We start from the raw sequence: 21,984 nt of genomic DNA, 5'->3' as shown, positions 1-21,984 counted from the left end.
CTCCGGCGTCGCACGGCTGCGCCGGACTCCGTCCGCCGACCGAAGCCCGAACCCGCCGCCGACCGCCCGAGGTCACCGCGCCCGCTCCACCCGCCGCTCGTCCCACACCGGCTCACTGGTCTCCCGTACGACCCCGTCGGACCCGAAGACCAGGAACCGGTCGAAGCTCTTCGCGAACCACCGGTCGTGGGTCACGGCCAGCACCGTCCCGTCGTACGACTCGAGCCCGTCCTGCAGGGCCTCGGCCGACTCCAGGTCCAGGTTGTCCGTCGGCTCGTCGAGGAGCAGCGCCGTCGTGCCGGCCAGTTCGAGCAGCAGGATCTGGAACCGGGCCTGCTGCCCGCCCGAGAGCTTGTCGAACGGCTGGTCGCCCTGCCGCTCCAGCTCGTACCGCCGCAGCATCGACATCGCCCCGCCGCGGTCCTTGGCGTGCTCCGTCCACAGGATGTCGACGAGCGGCCGCCCGGCCAGCTCCGGGTGCGCGTGGGTCTGCGCGAAGTGCCCCGGCACCACACGGGCGCCCAGCTTCCAGTCACCCGTGTGGGCGACCGACGGGTCTCCCGCGAGCAGCCGCAGGAAATGCGACTTGCCCGACCCGTTCGAGCCGAGGACGCCGACCCGCTCCCCGTAGTAGATCTCCAGCGAGAACGGCTTCATCAGACCGGCCAGCTCAAGGTTCTCGCAGGTCACGGCACGCACACCGGTACGGCCGCCGCGCAGCCGCATCCGGATGTCCTGCTCGCGCGGCGGCTCCGGAGGCGGCCCCGCCTCCTCGAACTTCCGCAGCCGCGTCTGCGCCGCCGCGTACCGGGAGGCCATGTCGTGGCTGACCGACGCCGCCTGCCGCAGGTTGACGACCAGCTTCTTCAGCTGGGCGTGCTTCTCCTCCCAGCGCCGCTTCAGCTCCTCGAAGCGCGCGAACCGCTCGCGCCGCGCCTCGTGGAAGGTGTCGAAGCCGCCGCCGTGCACCCACACGTCCGAGCCGGCCGGGCCGGGCTCGACCGCGACGATCTTCTGGGCTCCCCGGGAGAGCAGCTCCCGGTCGTGGGAGATGAAGAGCACGGTCTTGCGGGTCTCCCGCAGCCGCTCCTCCAGCCACCGCTTGCCGGGCACGTCGAGGTAGTTGTCCGGCTCGTCGAGGAGCAGCACCTCGTCGGGGCCGCGCAGCAGCGATTCCAGGACCAGGCGCTTCTGCTCTCCGCCGGAGAGCGTCCGCACCTCCCGGAACTGCGCCTTCTCGTACGGGACGCCGAGCGCCGCCATGGTGCAGATGTCCCAGGCCGTCTCGGCCTCGTACCCCTGCACCTCGGCCCAGTCGCTGAGGGCCTGCGCGTACTTCATCTGCGCGGCCTCGTCGTCGACCGTCATGATCAGGTGCTCGGCCTCGTCGACCGCCTTCGCGGCCTCCCGGATCCGCGGCTGCGCCACCGAGACCAGCAGGTCACGGACGGTGGACGCGTCCCGTACGGAGCCGATGAACTGCGGCATGACGCCCAGGCCGCCGCTGACGGTGACCGAGCCGCCGTGCGGCTGGAGCTCCCCGGAGATCAGCCGGAGCAGTGTGGTCTTGCCGGCGCCGTTGGCTCCGACGAGGGCGACGACGGCGCCCTCCCCGACCCGGAAGGAGACGTCCCCGAGCAGGACCCTCCCGTCGGGCAGGTAGTACTCAAGATGCGCGGCCTCGACATGTCCCATGAGGTGCATTGTCGCCGCCCGCGTCGGCTCGGCCCAACCGGTTTAGGATGCGCGGCATGAGCTTTGGGGGACCGCAGTGGCCGCAAGAGCCGCAGCAGGGCGGGCAGCAGGGGTACGGACAGCAGCCGCAGCAGGGGTACGGACAGTCGCCGCAGGACGGCGGACAGCCGGGCTACGGGCAGCAGCAGGGGTACGGGCAGCAGCCCGGCTACGGGCAGCAGCCCGGCTACGGGCAGCAGCCCGGACAGCAGCCGGACCCCTTCCCGGGCGCCCAGGGCGGCGGGGCGACCCCCGACTGGGGCGCGCTCGCCGACGCCTCGGCCTCCCGTAACCGGCGCAAGCGCTGGATGGTGATCGGCGGCGGCGCGGTGGCCGCCCTGGTCGTCGGCGCGATCGTCGCCACCGCCGTGGTGGCCGGCGGCAAGAAGAACGACGAGACCAAGAACGGTGGGGTCCCCACCGGCACGGTCTCCCCCACCGCGGCGCCGACCCCCGAGCCGACCTTCTCCTCGGTGGCGCCGCCGCCCCCGCCGAACCCGAAGGACTACATCTCGGACCCGAAGAAGGACAAGGCCCCGCTCTCCGCGGAGGGCCTCTTCCCGGGCAAGAAGCTGACGATGAACAAGCGCCCGTACACGAAGGGCGCGACCTCCTCGACCACCAACTGCGCGTCCGTCACCCAGGGCGGCCTCGGCACCGTCCTGAAGAAGAACGGCTGCCAGCGGGTACTCCGTGCCACCTATGTGAAGGACGGCGTGGCGATCACCGTCGGCGTCGCCGTCTTCCCCTCGGAGGCCGCGGCCCTCAAGGCGAAGGCCCAGGCCACCGGCGGTATCGCCCCGCTGGCAGGCGCCGGCGTGCGTGACTTCTGCCACGCCACCGTCTGCCTGCGCCGCTCGAACTCGATCGGCCGCTACGCCTACTTCACCCAGGCCGGCTTCGCCAACGGCAAGAAGGTCACCACGGCCGACAAGCCGATCTTCCAGGCCAGCGACGACCTGGGCACCTTCGCCTTCAACCAGATCTACGCCCGCGGCCGCGCCCAGGCCTCAGCAGCAGCCGGCGCTCCCGGGGAGTGACCGCTTGTTCCTGGCCTCCAGATTCCGGGCGGCCAGGAGCTCGTCGGCCGGGTAGCCGACCTCTTCGAGGGTGAGGCCGTGCGGCCGTACGACATGCACGGCCGAGTCCCGGACGCCGGCCGCGAGCACCTTGCCCGGCCAGTCCACCGGCCGGTGCCCGTCGCCGACGAAGAGCAGGGCGCCGACCAGCGAGCGGACCATGTTGTGGCAGAAGGCATCGGCCTTCACGGTGGCTTCCATCACACCGTCGGGCCGGCGCTCCCAGCGCAGCTCCTGGAGCGTGCGAATGGTGGTGGCACCCTCGCGTCGCTTGCAGTACGCGGCGAAGTCGTGCTCGCCCACGAGCGCGGCGGCGGCCTCGTTCATGGCATCCATGTCGAGGGCCCAGTCGTGCCACAGGACGTGGCCGCGCTGCAGCGGGTCGACGCCGCCGGGGTTGTCGGTGACGCGGTACGCGTAGCGGCGCCAGATCGCGGAGAACCGGGCGTTGAAGCCGCTGGGGGCCTCGGTCAGGGACCAGACCCGCACGTCGTGCGAGAGGCGCCCTGCGAGCCGCCTGAGCAGCTTGTCGCGGTGCTCGGCCCACAGCTCGACGGGCAGGTCGACGTGTGCGACCTGGCCGCGCGCGTGCACCCCGGAGTCGGTCCGGCCGGCCACGGTCAGCTCGTACGTCTCCGTGGACCGGGTCACGGTCCGCAGGGCGGCCTCGATGTCCCCCTGCACCGTCCGCTGCCCCTGGGCCTGCTTGGCCCAGCCGGAGAAGTCCTTGCCGTCGTACGACAGGTCAAGCCGAACCCGTACGAACCCGTCCTGCACGTCATCGCTCACGCGGAGATCCTCTCAAACACACGGGAACGGGCCCGCACCCCAAGGGGTACGGGCCCGCACACGAGAACAGTCGTTCGGAACGCTTACGCGTCCTTCACGCCCTCTTACTTGGTCGAGTCCTCGACGGTCTCGGCCGGAGCCTCGGCGGCCGCGTCGGCCTCCTTGACGGCGCGCACGGTGGCGGCCTCGGCCTCGGCGACGGTCGCCTTCTTGGCGATCTCGCCCTCGACCAGCTCGATCACGGCCATCGGGGCGTTGTCGCCACGACGGTTGCCGATCTTGGTGATACGGGTGTAGCCACCCGGGCGCTCGGAGTAGCGCGGGGCGATCTCGGTGAAGAGGGTGTGGACGATGCCCTTGTCGGTGATCGTCTGCAGCACCAGGCGACGGTTGTGGATGTCGCCCTTCTTCGCCTTGGTGATCAGGCGCTCGGCGACCGGACGCAGGCGACGGGCCTTGGCCTCGGTCGTGGTGATGCGGCCGTGCTCGAACAGCGACTTCGCCAGGTTGGCAAGAAGCAGCTTCTCGTGCGCGGCGGAACCGCCGAGGCGGGCACCCTTCGCGGGACGCGGCATGGTGTTTCTCCTTGTGATCTGCCTCGGCCGTATCAGGTACCGAGGTCAGTATCCGAGCGGGCGGTCGCCCGTCGAAGACCCGCGCCCCAGAAGGGGCGCGGGGAACTGCGCGACCAGCCGAAACCGGCCCGCAGACGATCTACTAGTACTGCTCGGTCTCCACGAAACCGGCGTCCGCGTCGTCGTCGGCGCCGAAGGCGTCAGCGGCGGCGGTCGGGTCGAAGCCGGGAGGCGAGTCCTTCAGCGCGAGGCCCATACCGGCCAGCTTCGCCTTGACCTCGTCGATCGACTTCGCACCGAAGTTGCGGATGTCGAGCAGGTCGGCCTCGGAACGCGCCACGAGCTCACCCACGGAGTGGATGCCCTCGCGCTTGAGGCAGTTGTACGAACGAACGGTGAGCTCGAGCTCCTCGATCGGCAGCGCCAGGTCGGCGGCAAGGGCGGCGTCCGTGGGGGACGGGCCCATGTCGATGCCCTCGGCGTCGATGTTGAGCTCGCGCGCCAGACCGAACAGCTCGACCAGGGTCTTACCGGCGGACGCCATGGCGTCACGCGGGCGCATGGCCTGCTTGGTCTCGACGTCGACGATCAGCTTGTCGAAGTCGGTGCGCTGCTCGACACGGGTCGCCTCGACCTTGTACGTGACCTTGAGCACCGGGGAGTAGATGGAGTCGACCGGGATACGACCGATCTCCTGGCCCACCTGCTTGTTCTGCACGGCGGAGACGTAGCCGCGACCGCGCTCGACGGTCAGCTCCATCTCCAGCTTGCCCTTGCCGTTGAGCGTGGCGAGGACGAGGTCGGGGTTGTGCACCTCGACACCGGCCGGGGGCGCGATGTCGGCGGCGGTGACCAGACCCGGGCCCTGCTTGCGCAGGTACATCACGACCGGCTCGTCGTGCTCCGAGGAGACGACCAGCTGCTTGATGTTGAGGATGAGGTCGGTCACGTCCTCCTTGACGCCCGGCACGGTGGTGAACTCGTGCAGGACACCGTCGATACGGATGCTGGTGACAGCGGCACCCGGGATCGAGGAGAGGAGGGTACGGCGGAGGGAGTTGCCGAGGGTGTAGCCGAAGCCCGGCTCCAGCGGCTCGATCACGAACCGGGAGCGGAACTCGTCGACGACCTCTTCGGTCAGCGACGGACGCTGAGCGATAAGCATGTGTTCAGTCCTTCAGTCGTGGACGCCCACTATTTGACGTCCGACGGAGTGCTGCGTACTGCGTACTGCAAGGGTACGGGCGGCACGGTCCGAAGAGCCGTACCGCCCGAAGTCCTGAATCAAGCAGCCGTGCGTCAGACGCGGCGGCGCTTGGGGGGACGGCAGCCGTTGTGCGGCGTGGGGGTGACGTCCTGGATCGAACCGACCTCGAGGCCCGTGGCCTGGAGGGAGCGGATCGCGGTCTCGCGGCCGGAGCCCGGACCCTTGACGAAGACGTCAACCTTGCGCATGCCGTGCTCCTGCGCGCGGCGAGCGGCCGACTCGGCGGCCATCTGCGCGGCGAACGGGGTCGACTTGCGCGAGCCCTTGAAGCCGACGTGGCCGGCGGAGGCCCAGGAGATCACGTTGCCCGCGGGGTCCGTGATCGAGACGATGGTGTTGTTGAACGTGCTCTTGATGTGGGCGTGCCCGTGAGCGACGTTCTTCTTTTCCTTGCGGCGCACCTTCTTGGCAGCGCCCTGACGACCCTTGGGGGGCATCTATAACTCCTACGGGAGGTGGTCGGTCCTACAGCGAAGACCGCTTGGTCAAGCGTCCGCTGAGGACTACTTCTTGCCCGGCTTCTTCTTGCCGGCGATGGCGCGACGCGGGCCCTTGCGGGTACGAGCGTTCGTGCTGGTGCGCTGGCCGCGGACGGGCAGGCCACGACGGTGGCGCAGACCCTGGTAGCAGCCGATCTCGACCTTGCGGCGGATGTCGGCGGCGATCTCGCGGCGGAGGTCACCCTCGGTCTGGAGGTTGGCGTCCACGTACTCGCGGATCTTGACGAGGTCTTCCTCGGCAAGGTCGCGGACACGGGTGGACGGGTTCACGCCGGTCGCGGCGAGGATCTCCTCGGACCGGGTACGCCCGATACCGAAGACGTAGGTGAGTGCGACCACCACACGCTTTTCGCGCGGGATGTCAACACCGGAAACGCGTGCCATTCAATGGCTCCTGTGTTCTCGGGGGTCTGCTGCAGAACCGCTCCCGACCGCCGACCCTCTGAATCAGAGGGTGGTACGTCCGGGTCCCCGGCCCCCGCCGGAGGTGCCGTCAACCGTGGAACACGGCCCGACGGGCTCTGCGTATGTACGTATTGCTATGCGTCGCGCGAAGAACTGCGAAATTGCAGGTCGGTCGGCGTGCGTCAGCCCTGGCGCTGCTTGTGGCGCAGGTTGTCGCAGATGACCATGACCCGGCCGTGACGGCGGATCACCTTGCACTTGTCGCAGATCTTCTTGACGCTCGGCTTGACCTTCATGGGATGTGAGGTTCTCCGGGTCAGTGCCACCACCCGCGCACAAGGCGGGGTGCGGGCAAGATCTACTTGTACCGGTAGACGATCCGGCCACGCGTCAGGTCGTACGGAGAGAGCTCCACGACGACCCGGTCGTCCGGAAGGATTCGGATGTAGTGCATCCGCATCTTGCCGGAGATGTGCGCGAGGACCTTGTGACCGTTCTGGAGCTCCACCCTGAACATGGCGTTCGGGAGGGACTCGATCACGGTGCCCTCGATCTCGATGGCACCTTGCTTCTTGGCCACGCTTCGCCTTTCGAATCGGCTACCTTGATCGACTCTCGCCGCCGTATGCGGACACACGGGTACACGAGAGCCGACGCATCAGTCTACGTCAGGCCCCAGGAAAAGACGAATCGGGAAGTCTGCCCACCCGAACTGATCCTTACGCAAGGCACCACGCCGTAGAAATTCCAAGCTACGCCTACTAAGCCAGCGGATCCGGCGCAGCCGTCACACCCAGCTCCGCCAGCTTCGCCTTGCCGCCGTCGACCGCGGTGAGGACCAGCGGGCCCTCCTCCGTCAGGGCGATGCTGTGCTCCCAGTGCGAGGACCAGGTGCCGTCCGTGGTGATGACCGTCCAGTCGTCCTTCAGGACCTCCGTCTGGGGGGTGCCCAGGGAGACCATCGGCTCGATCGCCAGGCAGAGGCCGGGGACCAGCTTCGGGCCCTTGCCGCGCTTGCGGGAGACGTAGTTCAGCAGGTGCGGGTCCATGTGCATCTCGGTGCCGATGCCGTGGCCGCCGTAGTCCTCGATGATCCCGTACCGACCGAGGCTGTGGTCGCCGACCGCCGGACGCGGCTGGCGCTTGATGTACGTCTCGATGGCCTTCGAGATGTCGACCAGGCGGTTGCCGAGCTTCATGGCCGCGATGCCGGCCCACATCGACTCCTCCGTGACACGGGAGAGCTCGACGAGCTCGGGCGCGTGCCCGGTGCCCACGAAGGCCGTGTAGGCCGCGTCACCGTGCCAGCCGTCCACGATCGCGCCCGCGTCGATGGAGATGATGTCGCCGTCCTTGAGGACGGTCTTCTCGTCGGGGATGCCGTGGACGACGACCTCGTTCACCGAGGTGCAGATCGTCGCGGGGAAACCGCCGTACCCGAGGAAGTTCGACTTCGCGCCGTGGTCGGCGATGACCTTCCGCGCGACCTCGTCGAGGTCGCGGGTCGTGGCGCCCGGCACGGCCGCCTCACGGGTCGCCGAGTGAATGGCGGCGACGACCAGCCCCGCCTCGCGCATCTTCGCGATCTGCTCGGGGGTCTTGATCTGCACCATCGTGGCCGCGGCCTTTCCATCGAGTACGGGGAACAGAACAACGATACGGCCGCGGCGCCCCTGAGGGGCACCGCGGCCGTATCGGACGAACCAGGGTTACTTCTTGAGCGCGGCCATCGCCTTCGCGGTGACCTCGTCCACCTTGCCGAGCGCCGAGATCGTCACGACCAGGTTCTGCGCCCGGTAGTAGTCGATGATCGGCTCGGTCTGCGTGTGGTAGACCTCCAGGCGCCGGCGGACGGTCTCCTCGGAGTCGTCGTCGCGCTGGAAGAGCTCGCCGCCGCAGACGTCACAGACGCCCTCGGTCTTCGGAGCGTTGTACGTCAGGTGGAACACGTGCGCCGAGTCGTTGCGGCAGATACGGCGACCCGCGATCCGCTTCACGACCTCGTCCTCGGGGACCTCCAGGTCCAGGACCGCGTCGAGCTGCATGTCCTCGGCCTTCAGGACCACGTCCAGAGCCTCGGCCTGCGCCACGTTGCGGGGGAACCCGTCCAGCAGGAAGCCGTTGGCGGCGTCCGACTGCTCCATCCGGTCCTTGGCCATCCCGATGGTCACCTCGTCGGGTACCAGGTCGCCGGCGTCCATGAACGCCTTGGCCTTCAGACCCAGCTCCGTGCCCTGAGAGATGTTGGCGCGGAACAGGTCGCCCGTGGAGATGTGCGGGATGTCCAGGTTCTTGGCAAGGAACGCAGCCTGCGTTCCCTTGCCGGCACCGGGCGGTCCGACGAGGACGATTCGCATCAGCGGAGGAACCCTTCGTAATTGCGCTGCTGGAGCTGGCTCTCGATCTGCTTCACGGTCTCCAGCCCCACACCCACGATGATGAGGATGCTCGTCCCACCGAAGGGGAAGTTGGCATTGGCGCCACCGAAGCCTGCCAACGCCATCGTCGGCACAAGAGCGATCAGACCCAAGTACAGCGAGCCCGGCCAAGTGATCCGGTTGAGCACGTAGCTCAGATACTCGGCAGTAGGTCGACCAGCCCGGATACCCGGGATGAAGCCACCATACTTCTTCATGTTGTCGGCGACTTCCTCGGGGTTGAACGAGATCGCCACGTAGAAGAAGGCGAAGAACACGATCAGGAGGAAGTACGTCGCGATGTAGTAGGGGTGGTCACCCTTGACGAAGTGGGCTTCGATCCAGGTCTTCCACCCTGCGGTGGAGTTCGAGAACTGGGCGATCAAGGCCGGGATGTAGAGCAGCGACGACGCGAAGATGACAGGAATCACACCCGCCTGGTTCACCTTCAGCGGGATGTACGTGGACGTACCGCCGTAGGAGCGCCGGCCGATCATGCGCTTCGCGTACTGCACCGGGATCCGGCGCTGGGCCTGCTCGACGAAGACCACGAGGGCCACCATCACGAAGCCGATGAGGATGACGGTGCCGAACTCGATCCAGCCCTTGGCGAGCTTGCCGCTCTCCTTGATGGCCCACAGGGCGCCCGGGAAGCCGGCGGCGATCGAGATGAACATCAAGATCGACATGCCGTTGCCGATGCCGCGGTCGGTGATGAGCTCACCGAGCCACATGACGATGCAGGTACCGGCGGTCATCGTGAGGACCATCGTGGCGATCTTGAAGATCGACGGGTCGGGCACGACCTGGTCGGCGACGCGGCAGCCACTGAACAGCGCACCGCTCTTGGCGGTGGCCACGAGACCGGTGCCCTGCAGCACGGCGAGGGCGACCGTCAGGTACCGGGTGTACTGCGTGATCTTGGCGGTACCGGACTGACCCTCCTTCTTGAGGGCTTCCAGACGCGGGATCACGACGGTCAGCAGCTGCAGGATGATGCTGGCCGTGATGTACGGCATGATGCCGAGCGCGAAGATGGTGATCTGCAGCAGCGCTCCGCCACTGAACATGTTGACCAGGCCGAAGAGGCTGTTGTTGCCCTCGCTGGCCTGCTTGACACACTGCTGGACGGCCTCGTAGCTGACGCCGGGGACCGGGATGTGGGCCCCGAGGCGGTACAGCACGATGATGGCGAGCGTGAAGAGCAGCTTCTTGCGCAGGTCGGGCGTCTTGAACGCCCGGGCGAACGCGGTGAGCACGGTGCCTCCTGCGACCCCCGCGCTAGGCGTCAAGGGTGACGGTCTTGAGGTTCGACGAATAGGTATCGGTCATCAATTCCGTGCGGGCATACCGCACGGAGTCTAGACAGTGCACGCCACCTTACCGGCGACCATGCCCCCCTAGGAACGACCAATCGGGGATGCCCCTTTTGGGAGGCATCCCCGATCGGATGTTCAAGCCATCGAGTCGTCTTAGACGAGCTCGGTGACGGTGCCACCAGCGGCGGCGATCTTCTCCTTGGCGGAGCCGGAGACGGCGTCAACCGTCACCTGCAGCGCCACGGTGATCTCGCCGGTGCCGAGCACCTTGACGAGCTGGTTCTTACGAACCGCACCCTTGGCGACCAGATCGGCCACCGTGACCTCGCCACCCTGCGGGTAGAGCGCGGTGAGCTTGTCCAGGTTCACGACCTGGTACTCGGTGCGGAACGGGTTCTTGAAGCCCTTGAGCTTCGGCAGACGCATGTGGAGGGGCATCTGCCCACCCTCGAAGCGCTGCGGAACCTGGTAACGGGCCTTGGTGCCCTTGGTACCACGACCGGCCGTCTTACCCTTCGACGCCTCACCACGACCGACACGGGTCTTCGCGGTCTTGGCGCCGGGGGCGGGACGGAGGTTGTGGGCCTTCAGCGGGTTGGTCTCCGCCATGTCAGTCAACCTCCTCGACCGTCACGAGGTGGCGGACGGTGTGCACCATGCCGCGGAACTCGGGACGATCCTCCTTGACAACCACGTCGTTGACCTTCTTGAGGCCGAGCGAGCGCAGGGTGTCGCGGTGGTTCTGCTTGCTGCCGATGTACGACTTCGTCTGCGTGACCTTGAGGCGAGCCATTACGCACCCGCCCCAGCACGTGCACGAAGCAGAGCCGCGGGGGCGACGTCCTCGAGGGGCAGACCACGGCGAGCCGCGATCTCCTCGGGACGCTGCAGGCCCTTGAGGGCCGCCACGGTCGCGTGCACGATGTTGATCGCGTTCGAAGAGCCGAGCGACTTCGACAGGATGTCGTGAACGCCGGCGCACTCGAGCACGGCGCGCACCGGACCACCGGCGATAACACCGGTACCCGGGGAAGCCGGCTTCAGCAGCACGACGCCCGCGGCGCGCTCGCCCGTGATCGGGTGAGGAATGGTGCCCTGGATGCGCGGAACCTTGAAGAAGTTCTTCTTGGCTTCCTCGACACCCTTGGCGATGGCCGCGGGAACTTCCTTGGCCTTGCCGTAACCGACACCTACGGTGCCGTCACCGTCGCCCACCACGACCAGCGCGGTGAAGCTGAAGCGGCGACCACCCTTGACAACCTTGGCGACGCGGTTGATCGCGACAACGCGCTCAACGTACGCGGTCTTCTCGGCGGCAGCGCCACCGTCGCGGCCCTTCCGGTCCCGCCGCTCGCCGCCACCGGCACCGCTTCCGCGGCGCTGGGGTCCAGCCATTGGATTTACCTCTCTCTGTTACGTCCGTTAGTCCCGGAACCGGGGCTTAGAACTTCAGCCCGGCTTCGCGGGCGGCGTCAGCCAGAGCGGCAATGCGCCCGGCGTACCTGTTGCCACCACGGTCGAACACGACAGCCTCGACACCAGCGGCCTTGGCGCGCTCGGCGACGAGAGCTCCGACCTGCTTGGCCTGCGCGGACTTGTCACCCTCGCCACCGCGGATCGACGCGTCCAGGTTCGACGCAGACGCAAGGGTGTGACCCTTGAGGTCGTCGATGACCTGAGCGGTGATACCGCGGTTCGAACGCGTCACGACGAGGCGCGGACGCTCCGCCGTACCCGACACGTTCTTGCGGATGCGGATGTGGCGGCGCGCCTTGGCGGCACGCTTGTAAGCGTCGCCCTTGGCGATCTTCACACCGTATGCCATGGCTTACTTACCAGCCTTTCCGACCTTGCGGCGGATGACCTCGCCGGCGTACTTGACGCCCTTGGCCTTGTACGGGTCGGGCTTCCGCAGCTTGCGGATGTTCGCCGCGACCTCGCCGACCTTCTGCTTGTCGATGCCCTCGACCGAGAACTTGGTCGGCGACTCGACCTTGAACGAGATGCCCTCGGGCGCCTCGACGAGGATCGGGTGGCTGTAGCCGAGCTGGAACTCCAGGTTGGAGCCCTTCGCGGCCACGCGGTAACCGACACCGCTGATCTCGAGCGCCTTCACGTAACCCTGGGTCACACCGGTGATCATGTTGGCCACCAGCGTGCGGGACAGGCCGTGAAGGGCCTTGTTCTGACGCTCGTCGTTCGGACGAAGGACGTTGAGCACGCCCTCCTCGCCCTTAACGATGTCGATCGGCGCGGCAACGGTGTGGCTCAGGGTGCCCTTGGAACCCTTCACCGTGACCGTGCGGCCCTCGATGGTGACGTCCACGCCGGCGGGAACCTGGATAGGCAGCTTGCCAATACGCGACATGAGCTTTCCTTCCTTTCCCGACTACCAGACGTAGGCGAGGACTTCCCCACCTACGCCCTTCTTGCCTGCCTGCTGGCCGGTCAGGAGGCCGTGGGACGTGGAGATGATCGCCACGCCCAGGCCGCCGAGAACCTTCGGCAGGTTGGTGGACTTCGCGTAAACCCGGAGACCGGGCTTCGAGATCCGCTTGATGCCCGCGATGGAGCGCTCACGGTTCGGACCGAACTTGAGCTCGAGGACGAGGTTCTTGCCGACCTCGGCGTCCTCGACCTTCCAGCCCGTGATGAAGCCCTCCTGCTGGAGGATTTCCGCGATGTGAGACTTGATCTTGCTGTGCGGCATCGTCACGGAGTCGTGGTATGCCGAGTTCGCGTTACGCAGACGAGTCAGCATGTCCGCGATCGGATCAGTCATGGTCATGAATTGGCCTTCGGCCTCTCTCGCCGGGGTTTCCTGTATGCGCCATCCCTCTCCCCACACAGGGGCGGGACGGGTGCGGCGCGGGGACCTACGGCGTAGTAAGTCGTACGGGCGACGGACGCCCAACCCTCCTAGCCTAAGCCATGGAGGGATGGGCATCCGACAACCCAGTGCTTACCGAGAGACTCCGGTCATCCCAATTAAGGGATTACCAGGAGCTCTTGGTCACGCCCGGCAGCTCGCCACGGTGAGCCATCTCACGAAGGCACACGCGGCACAGGCCGAACTTGCGGTACACGGAGTGGGGTCGACCACAACGCTGGCAGCGCGTGTAGCCACGCACGCCGAACTTGGGCTTGCGGGCAGCCTTCGCGATGAGAGCCTTCTTCGCCATCTCGCTTACGCCTCCTTGAACGGGAAGCCGAGGTGACGCAGAAGGGCACGGCCCTCGTCGTCGTTGGTCGCCGTGGTCACCACGGTGATGTCCATACCCCGGACACGGTCGATCTTGTCCTGGTCGATCTCGTGGAACATGACCTGCTCCGTGAGACCGAAGGTGTAGTTGCCACGCCCGTCGAACTGCTTGGGGGACAGACCACGGAAGTCGCGGATGCGCGGCAGCGCGAGCGACAGGGTGCGGTCCAGGAACTCCCACATGCGGTCGCCACGGAGGGTGACGTGCGCACCGATCGGCTGTCCTTCGCGGAGCTTGAACTGCGCGATGGACTTGCGGGCCTTGGTGACGGCCGGCTTCTGACCGGTGATCGTGGTCAGGTCACGGACGGCACCGTCCATGAGCTTCGAGTCACGGGCGGCGTCGCCGACACCCATGTTGACCACGATCTTGACGAGGCCGGGAACCTGCATGACGTTCTCGTACGAGAACTCCTCACGCAGCTTGCCCGCGATCTCCTCGCGGTACTTCGTCTTGAGACGCGGAGTGGTGGTAGCCATCAGATGTCCTCACCCGTCCGCTTGGCAACGCGGATCTTGTTGCCCTCGTCGTCGAAGCGGTAACCGACACGCGTGACGACCTTCTGGCCATCCTTCTCCACGACGAGCTGAACGTTGCTCACGTGGACCGGGGCCTCGGTCGTGACGATGCCGCCGGCCTGCGAGGGGCCGGCCTTGGTGTGCTTCTTGACCCGGTTGACACCCTCGACGAGGACGCGGTTCTCGCGGGGGAAGGCCGTGATGACCTTGCCCTGCTTGCCCTTGTCCTTACCGGTGATGACCTGGACCAGGTCGCCCTTCTTGATCTTCATGCTTACAGCACCTCCGGCGCGAGCGAGATGATCTTCATGAACTTCTTCTCGCGCAGCTCACGGCCGACCGGGCCGAAGATACGGGTGCCACGAGGGTCGCCGTCGTTCTTGAGAATGACAGCGGCGTTCTCGTCGAAGCGGATGTACGAGCCGTCCTGGCGGCGGCGCTCCTTGACGGTGCGAACGATGACCGCCTTGACGACGTCACCCTTCTTCACGTTGCCACCGGGGATCGCGTCCTTGACGGTGGCGACGATGACGTCACCGATGCCCGCGTAGCGGCGACCCGAGCCACCGAGAACACGGATGCAAAGGATCTCCTTGGCACCAGTGTTGTCGGCGACACGCAGTCGCGACTCCTGCTGGATCACGTCTATCTCCTGATTGTCTGCCGGTTCCCGGCCGGGGCTTCACGTGGAAGCCCCGACCGAGCCTGGCGGAACGAACTCGAAGGGTTACCCCTTCAAGAATTACTTGGCCTTCTCGAGGATCTCGATGACGCGCCAGTGCTTCGTCGACGACAGCTTCCGGGTCTCCATCAGGAGGACGCGGTCACCGATGCCGGCAGCGTTCTGCTCGTCGTGAGCCTTGAGCTTGTTCGTACGGCGGATGACCTTGCCGTACAGCGCGTGCTTGACGCGGTCCTCGACAGCGACGACGACGGTCTTGTCCATCTTGTCGCTGACGACCAGGCCCTCGCGGACCTTGCGAGCGTTGCGCTCGGTCTTCTCAGTCACGTTGCTCTCGCTCATCAGGCGTTCTCCACCGTCTCGATGCCCAGCTCGCGCTCACGCATCAGGGTGTAGATCCGGGCGATGTCCTTACGGACGGACTTGAGCCGGCCGTGGTTCTCGAGCTGGCCCGTCGCCGCCTGGAAGCGGAGGTTGAACAGCTCTTCCTTGGCCTCGCGGAGCTTGTTGAGAAGCTCCTCGTTGCCCAGCTCGCGCAGCTCGGACGCCTTGGTACCGGCCGACATCACAGCTCACCTGCTTCGCGCTTAACGATCTTGCACTTCATCGGCAGCTTGTGGGCCGCACGGGTCAGGGCCTCGCGCGCGATCTTCTCGTTCGGGTAGGACAGTTCGAACATCACCCGACCCGGCTTGACGTTCGCGATCCACCACTCCGGAGAACCCTTACCGGAACCCATGCGGGTCTCGGCGGGCTTCTTCGTGAGGGGGCGGTCCGGGTAGATGTTGATCCAGACCTTGCCGCCACGCTTGATGTGGCGGGTCATCGCGATACGAGCAGCCTCGATCTGGCGGTTCGTCACGTACGCCGGCGTGAGGGCCTGAATGCCGTACTCGCCGAACGCAACCTGCGTACCACCCTTGCTCATACCCGAGCGCTTGGGGTGGTGCTGCTTGCGGTGCTTGACCCTACGGGGGATCAGCATTTCGGTCAGGCCTCCGTTCCGGTGCTCTCAGCCGGAGCGGCAGCGGCGGCGGGAGCGTCGGCCTTGGGGGCCTCGGCAGCCGGCGCGGACTGCTGCTGCGGCTTGCGGCCGCGGCCGCCACGCTCGCCACCGCGGCCACCACGGCCGGCGGGACGGTCGCCAGCGCCACCCGCACCACGGGCCGGGCGGTTACCCGCACGGGCCGCAGCGTTCTCGGCGCGGACCTCGGCGATGTTCTTGACGTCGCCCTTGTAGATCCAGACCTTCACGCCGATACGGCCGAAGGTCGTCTTGGCCTCGAAGAAGCCGTAGTCGACGTTCGCGCGGAGCGTGTGCAGGGGCACGCGGCCCTCGCGGTAGAACTCCGAGCGGGACATCTCGGCGCCGCCGAGACGACCGCCACACTGGATCTTGATGCCCTTGGCGCCGGCCTTCATCGTGCCCTGCATGCTCTTACGCATGGCGCGACGGAAGGAGACGCGGGAGGAGAGCTGCTCGGCAACGGCCTGAGCAACCAGCTGAGCGTCCATCTCGGGGTTCTTGACCTCGAGGATGTTCAGCTGGACCTGCTTGCCCGTGAGCTTCTCGAGGTCGCCGCGGATGCGGTCGGCCTCGGCGCCACGGCGGCCGATGACGATGCCGGGACGCGCGGTGTGGATGTCCACCCGCACGCGGTCACGGGTGCGCTCGATCTCAACCTTCGAGATGCCGGCGCGCTCCATGCCGGACGTCATCATCCGACGGATGGCGACGTCTTCCTTGACGTAGTCCTTGTACAGCTTGTCGGCGTACCAACGGGACTTGAAGTCCGTGGTGATGCCGAGCCGGAACCCATGCGGGTTAACCTTCTGGCCCATTACCGGGTTCCTTCCTTGCTGCTGACGACCACGGTGATGTGGCTGGTCCGCTTACGGATCCGGTAGGCACGGCCCTGAGCACGCGGACGGAACCGCTTCAGGGTCGGGCCCTCATCCACAAACGCCTCGCTGATGACCAGCGAAGAGGCGTCCGTGTGGTCGTAGTTGTGTGCAGCGTTGGCAATGGCGCTGTCAAGCACCTTGCCAACCGGCACGCTCGCGGCCTGCGGGGCGAAACGCAGGACCGCCTGAGCCTCCGTGGCGTCCATGCCACGGATAAGGTCCACCACTCGGCGGGCCTTCATGGGCGTGACGCGGATGTACCGCGCCTGGGCCCTGGCTTCCATGGTTGTCCTTCCAGTGTCTGTCATGGTCATTCCACCCCGCTACTAGCGGCGCTTCGACTTCCGGTCGTCCTTCACGTGACCCCGGAAGGTGCGCGTCGGCGAGAACTCGCCGAGCTTGTGGCCGACCATCGACTCGGTGACAAACACCGGAATGTGGGTCTTGCCGTTGTGCACCGCGATCGTGTGGCCGAGCATGGCCGGGATGATCATCGAGCGACGGGACCAGGTCTTGATGACGTTCTTGGTACCGGCTTCGTTCTGTACGTCCACCTTCTTTACGAGGTGTCCGTCGACGAAGGGTCCCTTCTTGAGACTGCGCGGCATCTAAACCCGCTCCTAGCGCTTCTTGTTCGTCTTGCGGCGGCGGACGATGTACTTGCTCGAAGCCTTCTTCGGCGAGCGAGTACGACCCTCCTTCTGACCCCACGGGGAGACCGGGTGGCGACCACCGGAGGTCTTACCCTCACCACCACCGTGCGGGTGGTCAACCGGGTTCATCGCCACACCGCGGACGGTCGGGCGAACGCCCAGCCAGCGCTTACGGCCGGCCTTGCCCCAGTTGATGTTCGACTGCTCGGCGTTGCCGACCTCGCCGATCGTGGCGCGGCAGCGGGCGTCGACGAGACGGATCTCACCGGACGGCATACGAAGGTGGGCCATCGTGCCCTCCTTCGCCAGCAGCTGCACGGAGGCGCCTGCGGAGCGGGCGAACTTGGCGCCGCCACCGGGACGGAGCTCGATCGCGTGGATCGTGGTACCGACCGGGATGTTGCGGAGCGCCAGGTTGTTGCCGGGCTTGATGTCCGCGCCGGGGCCGTTCTCGACGCGGTCACCCTGCGTCAGACCCTTGGGGGCGATGATGTAGCGCTTCTCGCCGTCCACGTAGTGGAGCAGCGCGATGCGCGCGGTGCGGTTGGGGTCGTACTCGATGTGAGCGACCTTGGCCGGCACGCCGTCCTTGTCGTGACGACGGAAGTCGATCACACGGTAGGCGCGCTTGTGTCCGCCACCCTGGTGGCGAACGGTGATCCGACCGGTGTTGTTACGGCCGCCCTTGCTGTGCAGGGGGCGAACCAGCGACTTCTCCGGCGTGGACCGCGTGATCTCGACGAAGTCGGCAACGGAGGAGCCACGGCGGCCCGGCGTTGTCGGCTTGTACTTGCGGATTCCCATTTCTCAGTCCTCGTCCGATTCCGGACGATCCAGACCGCCGTTAGGCGGTCGGACCGCCGAAGATGTCGATACGGTTGCCCTCAGCAAGGGTCACGATGGCGCGCTTGGTGTCCTTGCGCTTACCGAAACCGGCCTTGGTGCGCTTGCGCTTGCCCTGGCGGTTGATCGTGTTGACCCCGGTGACCTTGACCGAGAAGACCGCCTCGACGGCCTGCTTGATCTGGGTCTTGTTGGAGCCAGGCGCGACGATGAACGTGTACTTGTTCTCGTCCAGCAGGGCGTAGCTCTTCTCCGAGACGACCGGCTTGATCAGAATGTCGCGCGGGTCCGAGAAGGTCTTGCTGGTGACGACGGCCTCAGTCATCAGGCGTCGCTCCCTTCGGTCTCAGCGGTCTGGGGGCCAGACACGAAGGACTCGAGGGCGGCCTTGGTGAAGACCACGTCGTCGGAGACGATCACGTCGTACGTGTTGAGCTGGCCCGGCTCCAGGATGTGCACCTGGGGCAGGTTACGAGCGGACAGCCACGCGGCCTCGTCGGAGCGCTCGACGACCAGGAGCAGGTTCTTGCGCTCCGAGATCTTGCCGAACAGCGTCTTCGCGGCCTTGGTGGAAACGTCACCCTCGACCACGCCGGTGACGACGTGGATGCGGGAGTGGGTGGCCCGGTCCGAGAGGGCACCGCGGAGGGCGGCGACCTTCATCTTCTTCGGGGTCCGCTGCGAGTAGTCACGCGGCTGCGGGCCGTGGACGACGCCACCGCCGACGAACTGCGGAGCGCGGGTCGAACCCTGACGGGCGCGGCCGGTGCCCTTCTGGCGGTAAGGCTTCTTGCCACCACCACGGACTTCGCCACGACGCTTGGTCTTGTGCGTGCCCTGACGGGCAGCGGCCAGCTGAGCGACGACGACCTGGTGGATCAGCGGAACGCTGACCTTGGCGCCGAAGATCTCCTCGGGGAGCTCGACGGTCCCGGTCTTGTCGCCTGCCGGCGAAAGGATGTCAATGGTGCTCATCGGTTCCTCAAACCCCCTTGGCCGCAGTGCGGACCAGGACGAGGCCACCGTTAGGGCCGGGGACGGCGCCCTTGATGAGCAGCAGACCCTTCTCGGCGTCAACGGCGTGGACGGTCAGGTTCTGGGTGGTCACACGCTCGTTGCCCATGCGACCGGCCATTTTCATGCCCTTGAAGACACGGCCCGGGGTGGCGCAGCCACCGATCGAACCAGGCTTACGGTGCACGCGGTGGGCACCGTGCGACGCCTTGCCACCACGGAAGTTGTGGCGCTTCATGACACCGGCGAAGCCCTTGCCCTTGCTCTTACCGGTGACGTCGACCTTCACGCCGGCCTCGAAGAGCTCAGCGGTGATCTCCTGGCCGAGCGTGTACTCGGAGGCGTCAGCGGTACGGAGCTCCACCAGGTGGCGGCGCGGGGTGACGTCGGCCTTGGCGAAGTGACCCTTGAGGGGCTTGTTCACCTTGCGAGGGTCGATCTCGCCGAAGGCGATCTGGACCGACTCGTAGCCGTCGACGTCGTTCGTACGGACCTGGGTCACGACATTGGGGCCGGCCTTGACGACGGTGACCGGGACAACCCGGTTGTTCTCGTCCCAGACCTGCGTCATGCCGAGCTTCTCGCCCAGGATGCCCTTGATGTTCTTAGCCATCTCGCGCGCCCTCAGAGCTTGATCTCGATGTCAACGCCCGCCGGGAGGTCGAGACGCATGAGCGAGTCAACCGTCTTCGGCGTGGGGTCGAGGATGTCGATGAGGCGCTTGTGCGTGCGCATCTCGAAGTGCTCGCGCGAGTCCTTGTACTTGTGCGGCGACTTGATGACGCAGTACACGTTCTTCTCAGTGGGCAGCGGCACCGGGCCTGCGACCGACGCACCAGTGCGGGTCACCGTCTCGACGATCTTCTTCGCCGAGGAGTCGATGACCTCGTGGTCGTAGGCCTTGAGCCGGATGCGGATCTTCTGTCCCGCCATGGCTACTAGTAGTCCTTTGTCTCGTAACGCTCTGGAACCCGATCGGCTTCGCTTACTGAAAAGCGTTGTCGTGTCTCCGACCCACGCGGTCGGGCGTGTCGCACTCCCTCTACGCAGAAATCCCTGAGGATTTCCCAACCAAGGGGGCACGATCGCCATGACCGCAGGCCGGGGGCAAAACACCCACCGGGTGCCTGGTCTGCACCCCGCTGACGCTTCCCAGAAGATTCCCGTACGTCCGCCCCTGATAAGGGACGACGAGTACTGTGGGACTCGCTTCCGGTCCTCCCGACGGGAGGCGCGCAGCATCGGCACTCAACCGAGCAACCCCGACAGTCTGCCATACGGGGCCATCCGGCCGCCAATCGGGAGCGAAGACTGTACCCCACGTCACGTACGGCCATGCGCCGGGGCGCACGCGCGGGGCTCGACCGCCCCCCTCCGCCTCACCCCAAGCGCCGTGCCCGCTCGGTGAGATGACGACGTTCGGGGGCACTGGTCGTACGGCGTGCCGCCTCCCGGTAGGCCTCCGCCGCGGTCACCTTGTCGCCGAGGAGTTCGAGCAGATGGGCCCGGGTGGCGAGCAGCCGGTGATGCCGGGCCAGTCGCTCGTCCCCCGCCAGCTCGTCCAGCAGCGCGAGCCCGGCCGCGGGTCCCCGGACCATCGCGACGGCCACCACACGGTTGAGGGTGACCATCGGGTTCGGCGCGGTCCGCTCCAGCAGCTCGTAGAGCGCGAGGATCTGCGGCCAGTCGGTGGCCCCGGCGGTCTCCGCCTCGTCGTGGACGGCGGCGATCGCCGCCTGCAACTGGTACGGGCCGACCTGGCCCCGGGGCAGGGCGCGGCTGATCAGCTCCACACCCTCCGCGACGAGCCGGCCGTCCCACCTCCCCCGGTCCTGCTCCGCGAGCGGCACCAGTTCTCCGAGCGGACCCGTACGGGCCGGCCTGCGGGCGTCGGTCAGCAGCATCAGGGCGAGCAGCCCCGCCGTCTCGGTGTCCTCGGGCAGCAGCCGGTGGAGCAGCCGCGCGAGCCGGATCGCCTCCGTGGACAGCTCGGGCACGGTCAGCTCGTCGCCGCCGCTCGCCGTGTATCCCTCGTTGAAGACGAGGTAGAGCACGTGCCGTACCTCGGCGAGCCGGGCCGTACGGTCCTCCCCCTGCGGGAGCGCGAACGAGCCGCCCGCCGCCCTGATCGTCCGCTTGGCCCGGCTGATGCGCTGCGCCATCGTCGACTCGGGCACCAGGAAGGCGGCGGCGATCTGCGCGGTGGTGAGACCGCCGACGGCGCGCAGGGTGAGCGCGATCCGGCTGGGCGGGGACAGCTCCGGGTGGCAGCAGAGGAACAGCAGGGAGAGCGAGTCGTCCCGGTCGCTGCCCGGGGCGTCGTCCGCGGCGCGCGCCAGGAGCTCGGAGTCCGGGGTGGCGAGTGCCACGGCGTCCTCGCGGTGCCTGCGGGCGGCCTCGCTGCGCACCAGGTCGACGAACCTGCGGGTGGCGACGGTGACCAGCCAGCCGCGCGGGTGGTCGGGGACACCGGCCTCGGGCCACTGCTGGGCGGCGGCGATCAGGGCCTCCTGGACGGCGTCCTCGCAGAGGTCGAAGGTGCCGTACCGGCGGACGAGCGCGCCGAGGACCTGCGGCGCGTACGCACGCAGCAGGCCCTCGATCTCGGCGGAGCCGCTCACACGTCCGCCGCGGACTCGTGCAGGATCGGCCACAGCTCGACGGGGTCGGTGTCCGCGAAGGGCATGTCCGCGGCGATCTGCCGGGCCCGCTCCGGGCTGTCACAGTCGAGCAGGTAGAAGCTGGCCAGGTACTCCTTGGTCTCCAGGTACGGGCCGTCGGTGACCGCGGGGACGCCGCCCTCGCGGCGTACCAGCTGGGCGGCGGCCGCGTCGGCGAGCCCGTACGCGCCGATCAGCTCGCCGCTCTCCCGGTACTTCCTGTTGAAGGCCTCCTGCCGGGCGATCGCCCCGGGCCAGGCCTCGGCCGGGAACGCGTCCCACTTGGCCTGGTTGCCGTAGATCATCGCGACGTACTTCATGGTGGGTGTCCTCCCCGTCCGCGCGCCCCTGCGGCGTGCTG

The 21,984-nt window shown here is 67.2% G+C and carries 35 protein-coding genes; 1 reads left to right on the top strand and 34 read right to left on the bottom strand.

Annotated features, from left to right (window positions below; genetic code table 11):
- Positions 1-72 precede the first annotated feature (72 nt).
- On the bottom strand, positions 73-1,704 hold the full coding sequence (locus tag OG462_RS26400; RefSeq protein ID WP_406061284.1) for an ABC-F family ATP-binding cassette domain-containing protein: 1,632 nt from the start codon (positions 1,702-1,704) through the stop codon (positions 73-75).
- Positions 1,705-1,751: 47 nt separating this feature from the next.
- Here OG462_RS26400 and OG462_RS26395 point away from each other — a divergent pair, with 47 nt between their 5' ends.
- Entirely contained in the window at positions 1,752-2,774 is a 1,023-nt protein-coding gene (locus OG462_RS26395) for a hypothetical protein (protein WP_406061282.1), read from the top strand.
- On the opposite strand, the gene truA is transcribed toward OG462_RS26395, so the two are convergent.
- The 33 genes from truA to OG462_RS26230 all read right to left on the bottom strand — a co-directional run bounded on the left by truA (position 2,745) and on the right by OG462_RS26230 (position 21,943).
- On the bottom strand, positions 2,745-3,602 hold the full coding sequence (gene truA / locus OG462_RS26390; RefSeq protein WP_406061279.1) for a tRNA pseudouridine(38-40) synthase TruA: 858 nt from the start codon (positions 3,600-3,602) through the stop codon (positions 2,745-2,747). The genes OG462_RS26395 and truA overlap by 30 nt on opposite strands.
- Before the next feature lie 104 nt (positions 3,603-3,706).
- Complete coding sequence (gene rplQ, locus OG462_RS26385) at positions 3,707-4,177, bottom strand: 50S ribosomal protein L17 (RefSeq protein ID WP_406061277.1); 471 nt, start codon at positions 4,175-4,177, stop codon at positions 3,707-3,709.
- Between the two features lie 142 nt (positions 4,178-4,319).
- Entirely contained in the window at positions 4,320-5,342 is a 1,023-nt protein-coding gene (locus OG462_RS26380) for a DNA-directed RNA polymerase subunit alpha (RefSeq protein ID WP_003966937.1), read from the bottom strand.
- Positions 5,343-5,476: 134 nt separating this feature from the next.
- Positions 5,477-5,881 carry a 30S ribosomal protein S11 gene (gene rpsK, locus OG462_RS26375; protein WP_006376016.1) on the bottom strand — a complete coding sequence of 135 codons (405 nt, stop codon included), beginning with the start codon at positions 5,879-5,881 and terminating at the stop codon, positions 5,477-5,479.
- A 66-nt stretch (positions 5,882-5,947) separates the two neighbouring features.
- Complete coding sequence (gene rpsM, locus OG462_RS26370; RefSeq protein WP_015035595.1) at positions 5,948-6,328, bottom strand: 30S ribosomal protein S13; 381 nt, start codon at positions 6,326-6,328, stop codon at positions 5,948-5,950.
- Between the two features lie 203 nt (positions 6,329-6,531).
- Entirely contained in the window at positions 6,532-6,645 is a 114-nt protein-coding gene (gene rpmJ, locus OG462_RS26365) for a 50S ribosomal protein L36 (RefSeq protein ID WP_003956441.1), read from the bottom strand.
- A gap of 62 nt (positions 6,646-6,707) precedes the next feature.
- Entirely contained in the window at positions 6,708-6,929 is a 222-nt protein-coding gene (gene infA / locus OG462_RS26360; protein ID WP_014047798.1) for a translation initiation factor IF-1, read from the bottom strand.
- Between the two features lie 181 nt (positions 6,930-7,110).
- Positions 7,111-7,962: a type I methionyl aminopeptidase gene (gene map / locus OG462_RS26355; RefSeq protein WP_406061274.1), complete on the bottom strand. Its 852-nt coding sequence runs from the start codon at positions 7,960-7,962 to the stop codon at positions 7,111-7,113.
- A gap of 96 nt (positions 7,963-8,058) precedes the next feature.
- A complete protein-coding gene (locus OG462_RS26350; protein WP_266895451.1) occupies positions 8,059-8,706 on the bottom strand; it encodes an adenylate kinase in 648 nt (215 codons plus the stop codon).
- Entirely contained in the window at positions 8,706-10,025 is a 1,320-nt protein-coding gene (gene secY / locus OG462_RS26345) for a preprotein translocase subunit SecY (protein ID WP_148005766.1), read from the bottom strand. Before secY ends, OG462_RS26350 begins: the two co-directional genes overlap by 1 nt.
- 213 nt (positions 10,026-10,238) lie before the next feature.
- Positions 10,239-10,694, bottom strand: a complete 456-nt coding sequence (rplO, locus tag OG462_RS26340) for a 50S ribosomal protein L15 (RefSeq protein WP_030318646.1) — start codon at positions 10,692-10,694, stop codon at positions 10,239-10,241.
- A 1-nt stretch (position 10,695) separates the two neighbouring features.
- Positions 10,696-10,878 carry a 50S ribosomal protein L30 gene (gene rpmD / locus OG462_RS26335; RefSeq protein WP_015035589.1) on the bottom strand — a complete coding sequence of 61 codons (183 nt, stop codon included), beginning with the start codon at positions 10,876-10,878 and terminating at the stop codon, positions 10,696-10,698.
- Complete coding sequence (gene rpsE, locus OG462_RS26330) at positions 10,878-11,480, bottom strand: 30S ribosomal protein S5 (RefSeq protein WP_030214033.1); 603 nt, start codon at positions 11,478-11,480, stop codon at positions 10,878-10,880. The genes rpmD and rpsE overlap by 1 nt, the downstream gene beginning before the upstream one ends.
- Positions 11,481-11,526: 46 nt before the next feature.
- Entirely contained in the window at positions 11,527-11,910 is a 384-nt protein-coding gene (gene rplR, locus OG462_RS26325) for a 50S ribosomal protein L18 (RefSeq protein WP_015035587.1), read from the bottom strand.
- A gap of 3 nt (positions 11,911-11,913) precedes the next feature.
- On the bottom strand, positions 11,914-12,453 hold the full coding sequence (gene rplF, locus OG462_RS26320; protein ID WP_406061271.1) for a 50S ribosomal protein L6: 540 nt from the start codon (positions 12,451-12,453) through the stop codon (positions 11,914-11,916).
- Between the two features lie 21 nt (positions 12,454-12,474).
- Positions 12,475-12,873, bottom strand: a complete 399-nt coding sequence (gene rpsH / locus OG462_RS26315) for a 30S ribosomal protein S8 (RefSeq protein WP_015035585.1) — start codon at positions 12,871-12,873, stop codon at positions 12,475-12,477.
- 208 nt (positions 12,874-13,081) lie between these two features.
- Positions 13,082-13,267: a type Z 30S ribosomal protein S14 gene (locus tag OG462_RS26310; protein WP_003948630.1), complete on the bottom strand. Its 186-nt coding sequence runs from the start codon at positions 13,265-13,267 to the stop codon at positions 13,082-13,084.
- A gap of 5 nt (positions 13,268-13,272) precedes the next feature.
- Complete coding sequence (rplE, locus tag OG462_RS26305) at positions 13,273-13,830, bottom strand: 50S ribosomal protein L5 (RefSeq protein WP_106975815.1); 558 nt, start codon at positions 13,828-13,830, stop codon at positions 13,273-13,275.
- Positions 13,827-14,138, bottom strand: coding sequence for a 50S ribosomal protein L24 (gene rplX / locus OG462_RS26300; RefSeq protein ID WP_030214024.1), 312 nt, complete (start codon positions 14,136-14,138; stop codon positions 13,827-13,829). Before rplX ends, rplE begins: the two co-directional genes overlap by 4 nt.
- Positions 14,139-14,140: 2 nt before the next feature.
- Entirely contained in the window at positions 14,141-14,509 is a 369-nt protein-coding gene (gene rplN / locus OG462_RS26295; protein ID WP_003956455.1) for a 50S ribosomal protein L14, read from the bottom strand.
- A gap of 99 nt (positions 14,510-14,608) precedes the next feature.
- Entirely contained in the window at positions 14,609-14,890 is a 282-nt protein-coding gene (gene rpsQ, locus OG462_RS26290; protein ID WP_030318650.1) for a 30S ribosomal protein S17, read from the bottom strand.
- The gene (gene rpmC, locus OG462_RS26285; protein ID WP_017239580.1) at positions 14,890-15,114 is read right to left on the bottom strand and encodes a 50S ribosomal protein L29; all 225 of its coding nucleotides are present in this window, start codon (positions 15,112-15,114) and stop codon (positions 14,890-14,892) included. The genes rpsQ and rpmC overlap by 1 nt, the downstream gene beginning before the upstream one ends.
- The gene (rplP, locus tag OG462_RS26280) at positions 15,114-15,533 is read right to left on the bottom strand and encodes a 50S ribosomal protein L16 (RefSeq protein WP_015035580.1); all 420 of its coding nucleotides are present in this window, start codon (positions 15,531-15,533) and stop codon (positions 15,114-15,116) included. Before rplP ends, rpmC begins: the two co-directional genes overlap by 1 nt.
- A 5-nt stretch (positions 15,534-15,538) precedes the next feature.
- Complete coding sequence (gene rpsC / locus OG462_RS26275; RefSeq protein ID WP_030214015.1) at positions 15,539-16,390, bottom strand: 30S ribosomal protein S3; 852 nt, start codon at positions 16,388-16,390, stop codon at positions 15,539-15,541.
- Complete coding sequence (gene rplV, locus OG462_RS26270; protein ID WP_056552397.1) at positions 16,390-16,737, bottom strand: 50S ribosomal protein L22; 348 nt, start codon at positions 16,735-16,737, stop codon at positions 16,390-16,392. The genes rpsC and rplV overlap by 1 nt, the downstream gene beginning before the upstream one ends.
- A gap of 42 nt (positions 16,738-16,779) precedes the next feature.
- Entirely contained in the window at positions 16,780-17,061 is a 282-nt protein-coding gene (gene rpsS / locus OG462_RS26265) for a 30S ribosomal protein S19 (RefSeq protein WP_024755409.1), read from the bottom strand.
- 12 nt (positions 17,062-17,073) lie between these two features.
- On the bottom strand, positions 17,074-17,910 hold the full coding sequence (rplB, locus tag OG462_RS26260) for a 50S ribosomal protein L2 (RefSeq protein ID WP_030318653.1): 837 nt from the start codon (positions 17,908-17,910) through the stop codon (positions 17,074-17,076).
- A gap of 40 nt (positions 17,911-17,950) precedes the next feature.
- Positions 17,951-18,274: a 50S ribosomal protein L23 gene (gene rplW / locus OG462_RS26255; RefSeq protein ID WP_015035575.1), complete on the bottom strand. Its 324-nt coding sequence runs from the start codon at positions 18,272-18,274 to the stop codon at positions 17,951-17,953.
- Positions 18,274-18,924, bottom strand: coding sequence for a 50S ribosomal protein L4 (gene rplD, locus OG462_RS26250; protein ID WP_187623357.1), 651 nt, complete (start codon positions 18,922-18,924; stop codon positions 18,274-18,276). The genes rplW and rplD overlap by 1 nt, the downstream gene beginning before the upstream one ends.
- A gap of 7 nt (positions 18,925-18,931) precedes the next feature.
- Complete coding sequence (gene rplC / locus OG462_RS26245) at positions 18,932-19,576, bottom strand: 50S ribosomal protein L3 (protein WP_024755405.1); 645 nt, start codon at positions 19,574-19,576, stop codon at positions 18,932-18,934.
- Positions 19,577-19,587: 11 nt separating this feature from the next.
- Positions 19,588-19,896, bottom strand: a complete 309-nt coding sequence (rpsJ, locus tag OG462_RS26240; RefSeq protein WP_003948644.1) for a 30S ribosomal protein S10 — start codon at positions 19,894-19,896, stop codon at positions 19,588-19,590.
- Between the two features lie 446 nt (positions 19,897-20,342).
- Positions 20,343-21,584: an RNA polymerase sigma factor gene (locus tag OG462_RS26235; RefSeq protein ID WP_406061267.1), complete on the bottom strand. Its 1,242-nt coding sequence runs from the start codon at positions 21,582-21,584 to the stop codon at positions 20,343-20,345.
- The gene (locus OG462_RS26230) at positions 21,581-21,943 is read right to left on the bottom strand and encodes a YciI family protein (RefSeq protein ID WP_406061266.1); all 363 of its coding nucleotides are present in this window, start codon (positions 21,941-21,943) and stop codon (positions 21,581-21,583) included. Before OG462_RS26230 ends, OG462_RS26235 begins: the two co-directional genes overlap by 4 nt.
- Positions 21,944-21,984 lie beyond the last annotated feature (41 nt).

The organism is Streptomyces sp. NBC_01077 (assembly GCF_045162855.1).
Taxonomy (GTDB): Bacteria; Actinomycetota; Actinomycetes; order Streptomycetales; family Streptomycetaceae; genus Streptomyces.
The sequence above is the reverse complement of the archived record's forward strand: the minus strand, read 5'-3'. Positions and strand labels throughout refer to the sequence as shown.

Coding starts and splice junctions, on each gene's coding strand:
- map (WP_406061274.1), bottom strand. CDS start 7,962: ATGGTGCAGATCAAGACCCCCGAGCAGATCGCGAAGATGCGCGAGGCG.
- rpsJ (WP_003948644.1), bottom strand. CDS start 19,896: ATGGCGGGACAGAAGATCCGCATCCGGCTCAAGGCCTACGACCACGAG.
- rplC (WP_024755405.1), bottom strand. CDS start 19,576: ATGGCTAAGAACATCAAGGGCATCCTGGGCGAGAAGCTCGGCATGACG.
- rpsK (WP_006376016.1), bottom strand. CDS start 5,881: ATGCCCCCCAAGGGTCGTCAGGGCGCTGCCAAGAAGGTGCGCCGCAAG.
- rpmJ (WP_003956441.1), bottom strand. CDS start 6,645: ATGAAGGTCAAGCCGAGCGTCAAGAAGATCTGCGACAAGTGCAAGGTG.
- OG462_RS26395 (WP_406061282.1), top strand. CDS start 1,752: ATGAGCTTTGGGGGACCGCAGTGGCCGCAAGAGCCGCAGCAGGGCGGG.
- rpsQ (WP_030318650.1), bottom strand. CDS start 14,890: ATGAGCGAGAGCAACGTGACTGAGAAGACCGAGCGCAACGCTCGCAAG.
- rpsS (WP_024755409.1), bottom strand. CDS start 17,061: ATGCCGCGCAGTCTCAAGAAGGGACCCTTCGTCGACGGACACCTCGTA.
- rplB (WP_030318653.1), bottom strand. CDS start 17,910: ATGGGAATCCGCAAGTACAAGCCGACAACGCCGGGCCGCCGTGGCTCC.
- rpmC (WP_017239580.1), bottom strand. CDS start 15,114: ATGTCGGCCGGTACCAAGGCGTCCGAGCTGCGCGAGCTGGGCAACGAG.
- rplX (WP_030214024.1), bottom strand. CDS start 14,138: ATGAAGATCAAGAAGGGCGACCTGGTCCAGGTCATCACCGGTAAGGAC.
- OG462_RS26310 (WP_003948630.1), bottom strand. CDS start 13,267: ATGGCGAAGAAGGCTCTCATCGCGAAGGCTGCCCGCAAGCCCAAGTTC.
- OG462_RS26400 (WP_406061284.1), bottom strand. CDS start 1,704: ATGCACCTCATGGGACATGTCGAGGCCGCGCATCTTGAGTACTACCTG.
- rpsM (WP_015035595.1), bottom strand. CDS start 6,328: ATGGCACGCGTTTCCGGTGTTGACATCCCGCGCGAAAAGCGTGTGGTG.
- rplV (WP_056552397.1), bottom strand. CDS start 16,737: ATGGAAGCCAGGGCCCAGGCGCGGTACATCCGCGTCACGCCCATGAAG.
- rpmD (WP_015035589.1), bottom strand. CDS start 10,878: ATGGCTCGCCTCAAGGTCACGCAGACGAAGTCGTACATCGGCAGCAAG.
- rpsC (WP_030214015.1), bottom strand. CDS start 16,390: ATGGGCCAGAAGGTTAACCCGCATGGGTTCCGGCTCGGCATCACCACG.
- OG462_RS26350 (WP_266895451.1), bottom strand. CDS start 8,706: ATGCGAATCGTCCTCGTCGGACCGCCCGGTGCCGGCAAGGGAACGCAG.
- rplR (WP_015035587.1), bottom strand. CDS start 11,910: ATGGCATACGGTGTGAAGATCGCCAAGGGCGACGCTTACAAGCGTGCC.
- rplF (WP_406061271.1), bottom strand. CDS start 12,453: ATGTCGCGTATTGGCAAGCTGCCTATCCAGGTTCCCGCCGGCGTGGAC.
- OG462_RS26230 (WP_406061266.1), bottom strand. CDS start 21,943: ATGAAGTACGTCGCGATGATCTACGGCAACCAGGCCAAGTGGGACGCG.
- rplO (WP_030318646.1), bottom strand. CDS start 10,694: ATGGCGGAGACCAACCCGCTGAAGGCCCACAACCTCCGTCCCGCCCCC.
- rplP (WP_015035580.1), bottom strand. CDS start 15,533: ATGCTGATCCCCCGTAGGGTCAAGCACCGCAAGCAGCACCACCCCAAG.
- rplW (WP_015035575.1), bottom strand. CDS start 18,274: ATGACTGAGGCCGTCGTCACCAGCAAGACCTTCTCGGACCCGCGCGAC.
- rpsH (WP_015035585.1), bottom strand. CDS start 12,873: ATGACCATGACTGATCCGATCGCGGACATGCTGACTCGTCTGCGTAAC.
- rplD (WP_187623357.1), bottom strand. CDS start 18,924: ATGAGCACCATTGACATCCTTTCGCCGGCAGGCGACAAGACCGGGACC.
- rplQ (WP_406061277.1), bottom strand. CDS start 4,177: ATGCCGCGTCCCGCGAAGGGTGCCCGCCTCGGCGGTTCCGCCGCGCAC.
- OG462_RS26380 (WP_003966937.1), bottom strand. CDS start 5,342: ATGCTTATCGCTCAGCGTCCGTCGCTGACCGAAGAGGTCGTCGACGAG.
- rpsE (WP_030214033.1), bottom strand. CDS start 11,480: ATGGCTGGACCCCAGCGCCGCGGAAGCGGTGCCGGTGGCGGCGAGCGG.